Below are 12,412 nucleotides of genomic sequence, written 5' to 3' on the forward strand. Positions count from 1 at the left end.
CACACCCGCAGCGGGCGTGCGCCTGCACGCCCGGCTGCGTGTGACTCCTCAGCCCGCGGTGACTACGCTGGACGCATGACCCAGACAGCCGACCAGACCGAGCAACCAGCCACCGACGTCTCTGATGCAGTGATCGCGGTCGCCGAGCGGGCCAAGGTCGCATCGCGCGTGCTGGCTACCGCGACGCGTGCCGTCAAGGACACCGCCCTGCACGCGATGGCGGACGCCCTCGTCGCGGCAACAGACGAGATCGTCGCCGCGAACGCGGTAGACCTCGAGCGTGGACGCTCAGCCGGAACCTCTCCGGGGCTCCTCGACCGGCTCGCCCTGACGGGTGAACGGATCATCGTGATCGCCGACGCACTCCGCGCGCTCGCAGCGCTTCCGGACCCGGTAGGCGAGGTCGTGCGCGGGTCCACCCTCCCCAACGGGCTCCGGCTGCGCCAGGTGCGCGTCCCCATGGGCGTCGTCGGGATGATCTACGAAGCACGACCCAACGTCACCGTCGATGCCGCCGGGCTCGCGCTGAAGAGCGGCAACGCGGTCATCCTGCGTGGTGGGAGCGCGGCCGCGAGCTCCAACTCGGTGATCGTCGAGATCCTGGGGCGCGCACTTGATTCCCAGGGGCTGCCCGCCGACCTCGTCCAATCGATCGATGCCTATGGGCGCCCCGGCGGGGTCGCGCTCATGCACGCACGCGGCCTCGTCGACGTTCTCGTCCCACGTGGCGGCGCAGACCTCATCCAGACCGTCGTGCGCGAGTCCACGGTGCCCGTCATCGAGACCGGGGTCGGCAACTGCCACGTCTACCTCGACGCGTCTGCAGAGCTCACGACCTCGATCGACATCGTCCTCAACTCCAAGACCCACCGCGTCGGCGTGTGCAACGCCGCAGAGACGCTTCTCGTGCATCACGACGTGGCAGCGGCGGTGCTTCCCGGGGTTCTCTCAGCACTCGATGCTGCGGGGGTGACCGTCCACGGGGACGAGGCGACGACCGCTCTCGCTCCTGACGGGATCGTCGTCGTGCCAGCGACCGACGACGACTGGGCGACCGAGTACCTTTCTCTCGACCTCGCCGTCCGTGTGGTCCCCGACCTCGACGGCGCGATCGCCCACATCAGGACGTGGACCTCAGGGCACACCGAGGCGATCGTCACGAAGGACCTCGTGTCGTCGGAACGTTTCGTCGCCGAGCTCGACTCGGCGGCCATCATGGTCAATGCGTCGACCCGGTTCACCGACGGCGGCCAGTTCGGTCTGGGGGCCGAGATCGGCATCTCGACCCAGAAGCTGCACGCCCGTGGCCCGATGGGTCTGGGCGAGCTGACGACCACCAAGTGGATCGTCAACGGGGACGGCCACGTCCGCCCGTGACACCTTGCTCCGCGGGGTAGGATCACGTCGTTTCTGGGTAGAGACTCACCCGCTGGGGTGCGGCGAGCAGGTCTGGGCGCCGACAGGTGTCGTGAGAGACTAGATGGTCAGGTTGGCCCCACCCCGCGGTGAGCAGCAAGACGGCGGTCCTGCTCGAGGGCCGCGTGACGTGCAATCTTCAGGAGGATGACGTGTTCTCAGCAGTCTTGGCGGAAGAGTCTGAACTCGTGAACCACCTGCCGATCCCCGCGCCGGTCTACGGCATCGTTGCGTTCATCGTGTTCGTCGGGCTCCTTGCCGTGACGTACGCGTTCCGCAGCGTGTGGACGCGTCACTGACGGTTCGGGGCCTTGGACTGATGACGTCTCAGCGACGCCGTGTAGGGGTCATGGGCGGTACGTTCGACCCGATCCACCATGGACACCTCGTGGCAGCCAGCGAGGTCGCAGCGCGGTTCGACCTGGACGAGGTCGTGTTCGTCCCGACAGGTCAGCCGACGTTCAAGCAAGGACAGGACGTCAGCCCGTCAGAGCACCGGTACCTCATGACAGTGATCGCGACGGCCTCGAACCCGAGCTTCACCACCAGCCGGGTCGACATCGACCGGGTCGGGCTGACGTTCACGGTCGACACGCTCCGAGACCTGCGCGCCGAGCGACCTGATGTCGACTTCTTCTTCATCACGGGCGCTGATGCGATCGCGCAGATCTTGTCGTGGAAGGACACGGACGAGCTCTGGCAGATGGCCCACTTCGTCGCAGTCACACGCCCGGGGCACACGCTCTCCGTCGACTCGCTGCCGCCGGACGTCGTGAGCGTCTTGGAGATCCCGGCCCTGTCGATCTCGTCGAGCGACTGCAGGGCCCGTGCGCGTGATGGCCAGCCTGTCTGGTACCTCGTGCCCGACGGTGTCGTGCAGCACATCGCGAAGTACGGCCTCTACAGCGACGCGACAGTCAGGGGTGCACTATGACCGGCACCGACAGCAACGGCGTCCCGCTGACCCGTCGTCAGATCCGGGAGCGGGAGGCAGCCGCGGCGGCGGCCGGCGCTGAGGGGCAGGCGAGCGCACATCCCGATCCGGCCCCCGTTCAGCAGGCACGCCCTGCGCAAGGTCATGCCGAGCAGCAGCGGCGACCCCACTACAGTGCGACTCCGCCGGCGTCTGCCCCGCAGCGGCCTCGAGCCGCCGACCCGGCGGCTGCCCCGGCGGCGCCGGCACGTCGTCCTGCACCGCAGGCGCAGGCTCCTCTGCAACAGCGACGCGCCCCAGCAGGTCCACCGGCGCAGAACGCGCGCGGAGCCGGTGCGAGCCAGGCACCCGCGGCAGCTCAACAGCCCCGTACGCCGCAGCCGTCACGCGCACACCAGCCGTCTCGTTCAGCGCAGCCGTCGCGGCCGGAGCAGCCGGCACCGGCTGCGCAACCGAGCCGGGTAGGTCACTCCCGCGTCCAGCAGCCGGCGCGGCCACCGACAGGCGTGACGGAGGACAGGTCAGGCGGAGCGACGGGGTTGTCGCGACGGTCTCTCCGCGAGCAGACAGGAATGCAGCGACCGGTCGTCGCTCCTCCGCTCCAGTCGACCGCGATCCGGACGATCGAGGAGACAGGCAAGCTCTCTGGGCTTCAGGACCTGGGCACCGGTCGTGGTGCGTCGGCAGCGCCGTCAGGCAGGTTGACCGCGGGAGAGGCGCAGGAGCCGGCAGCACCCCAGCCAGCCGTCCAACGGCAGCCCGTGCAACGGCAGCCGGTGCAGCGCCAACCTGCGCAGCGCCAGTCTCCGCAGCGTGAGCCTGAGCAGCACCAGCCCGCCGAACGACAGGCGGCGCCCGGCGACGGGGGACAGGTCAAGCCTGTCCAGCGGCAGTCGCTCAAGGGGCTCCCGACCCGCCAGGCAGGCGAGAGTACTCCTGTGCGCGAGCCTGACACCCGCACAGGAGCATTCCTCGAGTCTGACGTGGCTCGGCGGCCCTGGCCGCCGGTGGAGCCCTCCCAGAGCGGCACCTCAGGCGTGTCGGCGATCGCTCGGATGCCGCAGATCGCTCGCCCCGCGACCCCTGCGTTCCCGGACTCGTCGTCCCCGGACCTCGACGCGTTCGAGCAGCGGATCTCAGCACCCGATCAGGTGCAGCCTGACGACTCAGGACCGCAGGTAGAAGCTTTCGTCGACGAGCTGCCGCGTTGGGACGCGATCACTGCGGTCCCGAGCGCGAGCCATTCTCCGCGGGCGCTCTCGTCTGCCGAGCGCGACGACGATCTCGATGATGAGGACTTCGACGACGACGACGACTTCGAGGACGAGGAGATCGACCACGAGTACACGTGGCTCCACTACCTCATCCTCGTGGCACTGGCCGTCGTCCTGGGACTGATAATCTGGAAGGTCGGACTTGAGGGCAGCGGCAATGCCGCAGCCGCCGACTCGAGCTCGGTCGCAGGCATCGCCTTGTTGACCGGACGCACCCCTGATCTATTCCTCTAAGGAGAGCCGTGCCTGCAACCGACCGTGCCATTGAACTGGCGATCGCCGCGGCCCGTGCCGCCTCGGGCCGTAAGGCTGCCGAGATCATCGCTCTAGACGTCAGTGAGCAGCTCGTCCTCACGGACGTCTTCCTCATCGCCTCGGGAAACAACGAGCGTCAGGTGTCGGCGATCGTCGATGCCGTCGAGGAAGCTCTTCACGTGCTCGGGGCCAAGCCGATCCGCCGTGAGGGCAAGTCCCAGGGCCGGTGGGTCCTGATCGACTTCGGAGACATCGTGGTACACGTCCAGCACGCCGAGGACCGTGTGTACTACGCGCTGGAGCGACTCTGGAAGGACTGCCCCCTCATCGAGCTGCCTGAGGACGCCCGTGGCGGCGACGGTACCGCCCCCGAGTACGAGCCCGATGACTTCGGGTACCCCGCCGGTGGTGCGGGCATCGACGAGTGAGTGTCGGGACGGTCGTCTTCCTGCGGCACGGACGGACGTCCTACAACGCGGCCGGGAAGCTCCAGGGACAGGTCGACATCCCTCTCGACGAGGTGGGCCTGTGGCAGGCCGAGCACGGCGCTTCTGCGCTTGCTCGGACCTGCGTGCCGACCCGTGTCGTGGCGTCGGACCTGTCTCGGGCAGCAGTGACGGCAGCACACTTCGCCAAGGCGACCGGGGCAGAGGTGATCTCTGACGTCCGCGTGCGGGAGCGCAGCTTCGGCCAGTGGGAGGGGCTCAGCCGTGACGAGATCTCCGCGGGCTGGCCCGAGCAGTTCTCGAGCTGGCGACGCGGCATGGAACCGCAGGGCGTCGAGGTCGAGACGCGTGCGGCCGTCGCGCAGCGGATGCTCGGTGCGGTCGACGACCACGGACGCGACCTCGGGAACGACGACACGCTCGTCGTGGTCTCCCACGGTGCTGCGGTGACCCTGGGCATCACCGCGATGCTCGGGCTCGATCCAGACGCGTGGCGTGGCCTCAGCGGACTGAACAACGTTCACTGGTCGCGACTGGAGACCTCTGTCGCTGGAAGTGCCCCCGGATGGCGGCTTGTCGGCCACAACATCGGGGCGAATTTTCCGCTGGATCACTGGAATGCGGGCCCCGATTGGAATTTGGAGCCGACTTCGTCCTAAGATAACGACGCTCCGGAAACGGGGTGCCGGATCCTTCGGGAGTCTCGGGGCTGTGGCGCAGCTGGTAGCGCACCTGCATGGCATGCAGGGGGTCAGGGGTTCGAGTCCCCTCAGCTCCACCAACGCAGTACTTGCACGGCCCAGGCCGCGTCGTGGTCTCCGATCTCGGAGGCCAGGGCGCGGCCTTCGGTCTTTCTGGGGCGGCCCAGGTCGACCAGGCTCCCATGGCCGTGGCGGACTCCGTCAGGCGCCAGATGATCACCCGGCTCGGTCGCGGGCTGGCGTCGGTCGACGAGCTCATCGTCCAGACGGTCGAGTGCGAGGGCTTCCCTGCTGTCGTCAGCCTCGACGCGCTGCGCCTCGCGGACCTCGGTCACGGTCGCGCACGGCGGTCCACCCACCGTCTCTACCTGGGCGTCGAGGTCCGGGACGGGATGGTGGAGGGCAGTATGGAGCAGCGTGTGTCCGAGGGGTACGAGAAGCTCGACGAGATCCGAGAGAGCCCGTCTGGGGCACTTACATCGGGCGCAGGTCGTGGGGGTGTGGTCCGGTGTCGTCTGACGCCGCACGGACGAGCTCGCGTGCCGCTCGGGTGGCGACCCCGACACTGTCGACCTCGGGGAGCGCGGCCTGCACAGAGAGTGCACCGTCGTGCAGGCACAGGAGGCGATGGGCCAGCTCGCCGGGCGCCTCGATGCCGGCCTCGGTGGCGAGCCGCTCGAACAGTGCGACCAGCCACCGCTTCTCGTTCGCGGCGACCTGATGGGCAGGGTGAGCGGGGTCGGGCAGCTCGGCCAGGGCGTTGATGAACGCGCAGCCCCGGTGGTTGTGCTCGACCCAGTCGCGGAGGGCATCGAAAGGGGCTGTCACCCGCTCCACCGGCGACAGGGCTGGGACGCCCACGGCTCCCTCGACGAGCAGGCGCCAGCGTCGGTCCCGGTCGACGAGGTAGGCAGTGACGAGGACTTCTTTGGACCCGAAGCGGTTGTACAGGGTCCGTTTGGTCACTCCCGAGCGCTCGGCGATGAGGTCGACGCCGACCGCAGTGACGCCGCGCTCGTAGAACAGTGTCGATGCTGCGTCGAGGATGCGTCGTGCGCTAGGTGTGAGTGCGTCAACGCCGGGGACGTGGGTATTCACAGATCGGTGTACCTCTGGGTCAGAGCAATACTTCACTGATCAGTATACCGAGGGAGAGGGCTCCACCGATGACAGTTCCCGACACGATGACCGCGGCCAGGCTCGTCAAGCACGGTGGCCCCGACGCCCTCGAGGTGGTCGAGGTGCCTGTGCCCTTACCAGGAGAGCGCGAGGTCTTGATCAAGGTCGGTGCGGCAGCGCTCAACAACACCGATCTCTGGACGCGAGAAGGCGCGTACGGCCTGCCCGGTGACGCCGGTGCGCTGGCGGGCTGGCGAGGACCGGTCGACTTCCCACGGGTCCAGGGCGCCGATGTCGTCGGCACGGTCGTCCAGACCGGTCCAGGGGTCGACAGGCAGCTCCTCGGCTCCCGGGTGCTCGTCGACCCCGCGCTCTATGACCGCGACGACGACGACGCGTCTCCGGTGGGCCTGATCGGCAGCGAGCGCGACGGTGGCTACGCAGAGTACGTCGTGGTTCTCGCGGACAAGGTGCATGATGTCGAGGGCTCGCCGCTGAGCGACACCGAGCTCGCGTGCTTGCCGATCGCGTACGGCACCGCGCTGGGGATGCTGGAGCGCGGAGGCGTCCGACGCGGACACACGGTCGTGGTGACCGGCGCCTCGGGCGGCGTCGGTCTGGCACTCGTCCAGCTCGCGGCTGCCCGGGGCGCGACGGTGATCGCGGCCAGCAGCATCGGGAAGGCTGCCGCGGTCGAGCGGGCTGGTGCCTCGGACGTCGTGGATCGTGCGGCGGACACGTGGGGCCAGGTCGCCGCGCTGGCACCCGACGGTGTGGACGTCGTCCTCGACGTCGTCGCAGGGGGCGGCATCACCTCGGGGCTCTCGTCCGTGCGGGACGGCGGCAAGTGGGTCGTGGCCGGCGCGCTGGGCGGGTACGCGATCGACCTCGACGTCCGGCGGCTGTACCTGCACAACATCTCGCTCGTCGGCTCGAGCATGCACACGCCTGCCCACTTCCGAGCGCTGGTCGACCTCGCGCGACAGGGGCAGGTTCGACCGGTCGTGGCAGCCACGTACGCGCTCGCCGACGTGCACCGAGCCCAGGCGGACCTCGCTACCCGTGACCATGTCGGCAAGCTCGTCGTGGTCCATGGGGTGCACCCGTGACGCATCGTCTTCTCTGAGCGACGCCTAATTGCTCGATCACGGGTCGTTCGTCTGTGCCTGTGGTGCGGCTTCGTGCGCACGTCCGGTGCTGAGTCGTCGCCCCAGGCGTCGTCGAGGTCAGCAGAGGGCGGTCACCGACCGGGTGGCGCAACCGGCGCCGCCCGGGGAACGAGCATGCGCGTGACGGTCGCTGCTGCGCACTCGAGGTTGAGGAGCCCGTCCTGGAGCGCGGTGGGCAGGTCGGTCACCTGCCGCAGGATCGGCACGACGGCGACCACGGCGTCGCCGATGAGCTCGTACGCGTCGTCGCTGACCCGGCCGCCGAAGAGGATCGCCGGAACTCCTTCGGCCCGGGCAGCCTGAGCGACACCCCACGGGGTCTTTCCCGACGCGGTCTGCCGGTCGATGCCGCCCTCGCCGGTGAAGACCCAGTCTGCTCCGGCGATCCGGTCACGGAGCCCTACCGCGTCGCGGACCAGCTCGACCCCGCTCTCCATGGTGGCGTCTGTCGCGACGGCGAGAGCCGCGCCCAGACCGCCCGCGGCCCCGGCTCCGGGCAGGTCCCGTACCCGGCGGGAGAATGCCGGTTCCACGACGTCCGCCCACCGTGTGAGGGCGGCATCGAGCCCGGGCACGTCCAGCGGTGTCGCCCCCTTCTGCGGCCCGTACACCGCCGATGCACCCTGGTCACCGAGCAGCGGGTTCGAGACGTCGGACGCGATGCGGAATGTCGTGCTGCACAGCCGGGCGTCCAACGATCCGAGATCCACAGACGCGAGGGACATCAGCCCCCTGGCACCGGCGGCCACCGGTCGGCCCTCGTGATCGAGGAACCGGACACCGAGCGCGGCCAGCATCCCGGCGCCGGCGTCGTTCGTCGCGGATCCCCCCAACCCGACGATGAGCTCGGTCGCACCGCGGTCCAGCGCCGAGCGGATCAGGTCGCCGACCCCGCGGGACGTGGCTGCCCACGGGTCACGGTCGGAGAGGGGGACCTGCGCGAGGCCAGCGGCTTCGGCCACCTCGATGATCGCCAGACGACGGGCCGGGACGAACCCGAACCGCCCCGTCGAGGGTCGGCCGAGCGCGTCGTGACAGCTCGCCTCGACCCATTCGCCGTCCAACGTTGCGAGAAGCGCTTCCGTGGTTCCCTCGCCACCATCAGCCATCGGCACGAGCACGCACTCGATCGTGGGATCGACCCGATGGATCCCGCGGGCCATCGCCTGGGCGGCCTCGACCGAGGTCATCGACTCCTTGAAGGAGTCGGGTGCGCAGACGATCTTCATGAGAGCGGTCGGCCCGTCGGTCCGCCGTGGACCACGTCGTCCGACGCGCCCATCACCTCGACGCCGGCACCGGGCAGGAAAGCGTGCAACGTGCGGGCAGACGACGGTGAGCTGTCGTCGGCCTCCCCGAGGGACGGTGTGGCCAGGTCCTGATCCTCAGCAGCACGCAGACGCCACAACGAGGTGACCTCGGCCGAGCGCGCTGCGTGGAGAGCGTCCGCCGCGTCTGTGGAGCGCTTGTGCCGCGGACGGGTGTCGAGGCGTCCTGCCACGACCAGCCCGGCTTCAGCGATCATCGTCAGGAGCTCGTCGCGGGTGCGCAGCCCGAGGTGCTCGGCAAGGTCGGAGATGACGAGCCACACCTCCCCGCCGGGTTCCAGGTGCTCGGTCACCCCGTCGAGGAAGCCGCGCAGCATCTGGCTGCCCGGGTCGTAGACCGCCGCGTCGAGCGTCGACGACACCTCGGCAGGGAGCCACGGCGGGTTGCAGACGACGAGCGACGCCCGCGTCGGCGGAAAGAGGTCCGCCTCGACCACGTCGACCCGGTCAGCCAGACCGAGCCGCGCGAGGTTGTCCTGTGCGCACGCGACCGCCCGGGGGGACTGGTCGGTCCCGACCACCGCGGTCACCCCGCGGCGCGCGAGGATCGCAGCGATCACACCCGTACCCGTTCCGACGTCGATCGCGGTGGTGCCTACCGGCAGCGGCGCCTCGGCGACGAGATCGAGGTACTCGCCGCGCACGGGGGAGAACACCCCGTAGTGCGGGTGGATCGTGCCGCCCAGCGCCGGGACGTCGACGCCCTTGGTCCGCCACTCATGAGCACCCACAGCGCCGAGGAGCTCCTGCAACGACCTGACGACGGGTACGACCTCCTGGTCGAACGCTTCGAGGTAGGCCGCGCGCAGGTCAGGAGCCCGTCGGAGGCTGACTGAGCCGTCAGGGTCGACGAGGACGACGAGGAGACCCAGCAGGTGGGCACGACGAGAGCGTTCGCGCCGGTGGCGGTGGAACGCGGAGGCGAGCGACTCCGCTGACTCTGCTGCAGGTTCGCCGGCGCGAGCACGGGCGCCGTCGATCCGGCGTGCCAGCGCACGCAGGAGCTGGCGTGCGTTCTGGAAGTCGCCCTGCCAGAGGATCGCGGTCTCCGCGGAGACGAGGCGGAGCGCAGCCGCAGCCGTGAGCCGGTCGTCGCCCACGACCGTGCGACGCGGTGCAGGCTGCCCCTCGGAGCGCCACGGTGCAGCGTGCTCGATCCCCAGGACCTCCCACGTGACGTCGCTCAGACCGACGGCCGGTGTCGCACCGTCGGTCGGGAACGGCAGCCCGGTCATGGGGTGCCACCGGGACGAGACGACGAGGACGGGCATGCGCAGAGGACCATCCCTGAAGTCTGCCTCAGGTGCGAGGCCACCTTGAGACGACCCGTCGGTCGTCGGCTCCACCGGTGTGCCCGGTGAGGGATCCTGGTCTCATGACACACGAGCGAGCGACGCCCTGTCCGTGCGGTCGAGGCGAGACGTACGACGACTGCTGCGGTCCGTTCCACCTCGGCAGCGCGAGCGCCCCGACAGCCGAGCGGCTCATGCGCTCGCGGTACTCCGCGTTCGTCGTCCTGGACGCCGACTACCTCCAGAGCACGTGGCACCCCTCGACCCGACCGCGCACGCTCGAGCTCGACGTCGACCGCCGGTGGCTCAGCCTCGAGATCCTCGATGTCGCCCGCGGTGGGCTGCTGGACTCGACCGGCGAGGTGGAGTTCATCGCGACGGCCGTGGTCGACGGACGCCGCCAGGCGCAGTCGGAGCGGAGCCGCTTCGTCCGCGACGGCGGACGCTGGACCTATCTCGACGGTGTCGTCGCGGGCTGAGGTCTTGGCTGAGGTCACGGCACCGACCGACCTCGTGGGCTCAGGAGGTCGAGTCCGAGGCGGAGATCAGGGCATGGAGAGCTCGTGCGTACGCCTGCGCGGGCACCTCGTCGTCGACGACCAGCGCCTCGCCGTGCACGACGATCTCGACCGCATACCGTGGCGGCTCGCCCTCGACCCGTCGCAGCGCACGAAATGCGCCGCCGAGCAGCGTGCGGAGCTGCTCCTCGCTCGGATACCAGAGTGCCTGGTCGAGGGTGACGGAGTCGAGCGCCCACTCGGTGGTGCCGTTGAAGCCCAGGACGGTGCCCGAGGGGTGGTCGTGCACCTCGATCGTCATGTCGCTCACCGTGAAGAGGGCGTCTGACAGCTCCTCGGCATCGATGGCGAACCGGTCGCCGGACGCGGGGCTCCATCGCAGGCCGGCGAGTGCGAGCGCGTGTGCCAGGTCGTGAGAGATCATGCCCCAGTCTCCGGCGCGGGCTCGTCGACCGCACCCGGACGGCCGCGCTGGGCGACTGTGCACGGTGAGTGCGGCCACGACCGCTGAGGCGCGTTCGATGGTATTTTCGAGGAAGAGACTCCACGGAAGGAGATCAGAGACGTGAGCGACTGCGGCTTCGGTGACTTCGAGTTCGAACGCCGCTTCTTCGTCGACGACCTTCCTGACGCGGCGCGGACCGAGCCGGACCCGATGCTCATCGTCCAGAGCTATTTCCTCGCTGAGCAGGGATACGCGTTGCGCCTGCGGGTGCAGACGAACTCCGTGCTCCTCCCGCTGGACGGGACCGAGGACGAGCTCGAGGTCCTCGGTGACTTCGCCTCGGAGTTCGACTTCTGCGCAGTGACTATCAAAGGCCCCATGAACGGGGGGACCCGGTACGAGGCGGAGCGGGAGATCGACGTCTCTGTCGGGTTGCAGATGGTCCGCATGGGCAGCGCGCGGGTCATCAAGAACCGGTACTCGATGTGGCTCAGCGGCGACGGGTGGGTCATCGACGTCTTCGGCGGCCTCAACCGTCCGCTGATCGTCGCCGAGTGCGAGCGGGGCGGTCCGGTCACCGACCTGACGATCCCGAGCTTCTGCGTCACCGAGGTGACCGAGGACCGGCGCTTCTCCAACGAGTCGCTCTCGCACGCTCCCTACGCAGGCTGGGCCGAGAGGTATCAGCACGAGCTCGCGGACCGCGGCCCGCAGTTTCTCCAGGGCCTCGGTCACAACACGATCGAGACCGAGGCGCCATAGGTGGAGCGGGCCGTCCGGACGCTGACCGCCCTGCGCGTCCGGCGGCGGACCAGTCGTCAGCCAGGCAGGCTCGACTCGAGGAAGCGTGAGACGTCGGCGATCTCGTCCATGGTGATGCCGTGACCGAGCCCGGGATAGGCACGGTCGGTCAAGGTCGTGTGCGCCGCGAGGAACGTGCGCGCGCGCTCGAACGCGGCGGTGTCGATGACAGGGTCGAGCGTCCCGCGGCCGAAGAACACCGGGGGAGCGGCGTGCGCGAGCGCGGCGTCGTCAGGTCTGGCGGCGTCGACGACGAACCCGGAGAGCACGACCCCGGCGACGAACCGTGTCGGTGCGGTGCGCAGGAGCTCGGTCACCATGAGCCCGCCCTGGGAGAACCCGAGGAGCGCGACCGGGGTGGAGGCGTCGACGTGCTCGTCGAGCCACGCGAGGATGGTGCTCGCGGCAGCCTGGGCCTGAGCGGGGTCGGGAAACCCTGGGTCGACGATCGGCATCCAGGCGAAGCCGGCTTGCGCGGGGAGCGGGGCGCGCAGCGCCACCGTGGTCATCGAGGTGGGAAGCTCCGGGGCGAGAGTCATGAGATCTGCCTCGTTGGAACCGTAGCCGTGCAAGAGGACGAGAAGGGGATCTCCGGGCGCGGGGTCGCGGGACCACATCGTCGCGTCCGACGAGAGTGAAGGTGTCATCTGGGCACCATATCGCCTAGGTGCGGGGCGTCCGTCGTTGCGTCGCCAGGACGGGCGGACGACGTTC

At 69.5% G+C, this 12,412-nt stretch carries 15 protein-coding genes and 1 tRNA gene; 10 read left to right on the plus strand and 6 right to left on the minus strand.

All coding sequences use genetic code 11. The annotated features are described in order from the left end of the window. The first annotated feature begins 75 nt into the window (after window positions 1-75). The 7 genes from ATL42_RS02875 to ATL42_RS02905 all read left to right on the plus strand — a co-directional run bounded on the left by ATL42_RS02875 (window position 76) and on the right by ATL42_RS02905 (window position 5,106). On the plus strand, window positions 76-1,377 hold the full coding sequence (locus ATL42_RS02875; protein ID WP_098454061.1) for a glutamate-5-semialdehyde dehydrogenase: 1,302 nt from the start codon (window positions 76-78) through the stop codon (window positions 1,375-1,377). Window positions 1,378-1,505: 128 nt separating this feature from the next. Next, window positions 1,506-1,715, plus strand: a complete 210-nt coding sequence (locus ATL42_RS02880; RefSeq protein ID WP_098454062.1) for a hypothetical protein — start codon at window positions 1,506-1,508, stop codon at window positions 1,713-1,715. A gap of 20 nt (window positions 1,716-1,735) precedes the next feature. Further along, window positions 1,736-2,350: a nicotinate-nucleotide adenylyltransferase gene (gene nadD / locus ATL42_RS02885; protein ID WP_098454063.1), complete on the plus strand. Its 615-nt coding sequence runs from the start codon at window positions 1,736-1,738 to the stop codon at window positions 2,348-2,350. A 572-nt stretch (window positions 2,351-2,922) separates the two neighbouring features. Beyond that, window positions 2,923-3,858, plus strand: coding sequence for a hypothetical protein (locus ATL42_RS02890; protein WP_098454064.1), 936 nt, complete (start codon window positions 2,923-2,925; stop codon window positions 3,856-3,858). An 8-nt stretch (window positions 3,859-3,866) separates the two neighbouring features. Beyond that, complete coding sequence (gene rsfS, locus ATL42_RS02895) at window positions 3,867-4,307, plus strand: ribosome silencing factor (protein ID WP_098454065.1); 441 nt, start codon at window positions 3,867-3,869, stop codon at window positions 4,305-4,307. Continuing rightward, window positions 4,304-4,984 (plus strand): histidine phosphatase family protein, encoded by a 681-nt coding sequence (locus ATL42_RS02900; RefSeq protein ID WP_098454066.1) that lies wholly within the window; start codon window positions 4,304-4,306, stop codon window positions 4,982-4,984. The genes rsfS and ATL42_RS02900 overlap by 4 nt, the downstream gene beginning before the upstream one ends. Window positions 4,985-5,030: 46 nt before the next feature. After that, window positions 5,031-5,106: transfer RNA gene (locus tag ATL42_RS02905), tRNA-Ala, on the plus strand. On the opposite strand, the gene ATL42_RS02910 is transcribed toward ATL42_RS02905, so the two are convergent. Together ATL42_RS02910 and ATL42_RS02915 are read right to left on the minus strand one after the other, a co-directional pair. Next, window positions 5,095-5,385, minus strand: a complete 291-nt coding sequence (locus tag ATL42_RS02910; protein ID WP_143556682.1) for a hypothetical protein — start codon at window positions 5,383-5,385, stop codon at window positions 5,095-5,097. The genes ATL42_RS02905 and ATL42_RS02910 overlap by 12 nt on opposite strands. 115 nt (window positions 5,386-5,500) lie before the next feature. Further along, window positions 5,501-6,124 (minus strand): TetR/AcrR family transcriptional regulator, encoded by a 624-nt coding sequence (locus ATL42_RS02915; RefSeq protein WP_211281770.1) that lies wholly within the window; start codon window positions 6,122-6,124, stop codon window positions 5,501-5,503. A gap of 68 nt (window positions 6,125-6,192) precedes the next feature. On the opposite strand from ATL42_RS02915, the gene ATL42_RS02920 reads away from it, so the two are divergent. Further along, complete coding sequence (locus ATL42_RS02920) at window positions 6,193-7,254, plus strand: zinc-binding dehydrogenase (RefSeq protein WP_098454069.1); 1,062 nt, start codon at window positions 6,193-6,195, stop codon at window positions 7,252-7,254. Window positions 7,255-7,385: 131 nt separating this feature from the next. On the opposite strand, the gene ATL42_RS02925 is transcribed toward ATL42_RS02920, so the two are convergent. Together ATL42_RS02925 and ATL42_RS02930 are read right to left on the minus strand one after the other, a co-directional pair. Next, window positions 7,386-8,543: a glycerate kinase gene (locus tag ATL42_RS02925; protein WP_098454070.1), complete on the minus strand. Its 1,158-nt coding sequence runs from the start codon at window positions 8,541-8,543 to the stop codon at window positions 7,386-7,388. Next, window positions 8,540-9,913 carry a methyltransferase gene (locus tag ATL42_RS02930; RefSeq protein ID WP_245862050.1) on the minus strand — a complete coding sequence of 458 codons (1,374 nt, stop codon included), beginning with the start codon at window positions 9,911-9,913 and terminating at the stop codon, window positions 8,540-8,542. Before ATL42_RS02930 ends, ATL42_RS02925 begins: the two co-directional genes overlap by 4 nt. Window positions 9,914-10,017: 104 nt before the next feature. Here ATL42_RS02930 and ATL42_RS02935 point away from each other — a divergent pair, with 104 nt between their 5' ends. Continuing rightward, on the plus strand, window positions 10,018-10,413 hold the full coding sequence (locus tag ATL42_RS02935; RefSeq protein WP_098454071.1) for a YchJ family protein: 396 nt from the start codon (window positions 10,018-10,020) through the stop codon (window positions 10,411-10,413). A 40-nt stretch (window positions 10,414-10,453) separates the two neighbouring features. On the opposite strand, the gene ATL42_RS02940 is transcribed toward ATL42_RS02935, so the two are convergent. Beyond that, window positions 10,454-10,876 (minus strand): pilus assembly protein CpaE, encoded by a 423-nt coding sequence (locus tag ATL42_RS02940; protein ID WP_098454072.1) that lies wholly within the window; start codon window positions 10,874-10,876, stop codon window positions 10,454-10,456. A 141-nt stretch (window positions 10,877-11,017) separates the two neighbouring features. On the opposite strand from ATL42_RS02940, the gene ATL42_RS02945 reads away from it, so the two are divergent. Next, window positions 11,018-11,659, plus strand: a complete 642-nt coding sequence (locus ATL42_RS02945; RefSeq protein WP_098454073.1) for a CYTH domain-containing protein — start codon at window positions 11,018-11,020, stop codon at window positions 11,657-11,659. Window positions 11,660-11,715: 56 nt separating this feature from the next. Here the strand turns inward: ATL42_RS02945 and ATL42_RS02950 are convergent, their stop codons facing one another. Then, complete coding sequence (locus ATL42_RS02950; protein WP_098454074.1) at window positions 11,716-12,345, minus strand: alpha/beta hydrolase; 630 nt, start codon at window positions 12,343-12,345, stop codon at window positions 11,716-11,718. Window positions 12,346-12,412 lie beyond the last annotated feature (67 nt).

Source organism: Sanguibacter antarcticus (assembly GCF_002564005.1).
In the GTDB taxonomy this organism is placed as follows: Bacteria; Actinomycetota; Actinomycetes; order Actinomycetales; family Cellulomonadaceae; genus Sanguibacter; species Sanguibacter antarcticus.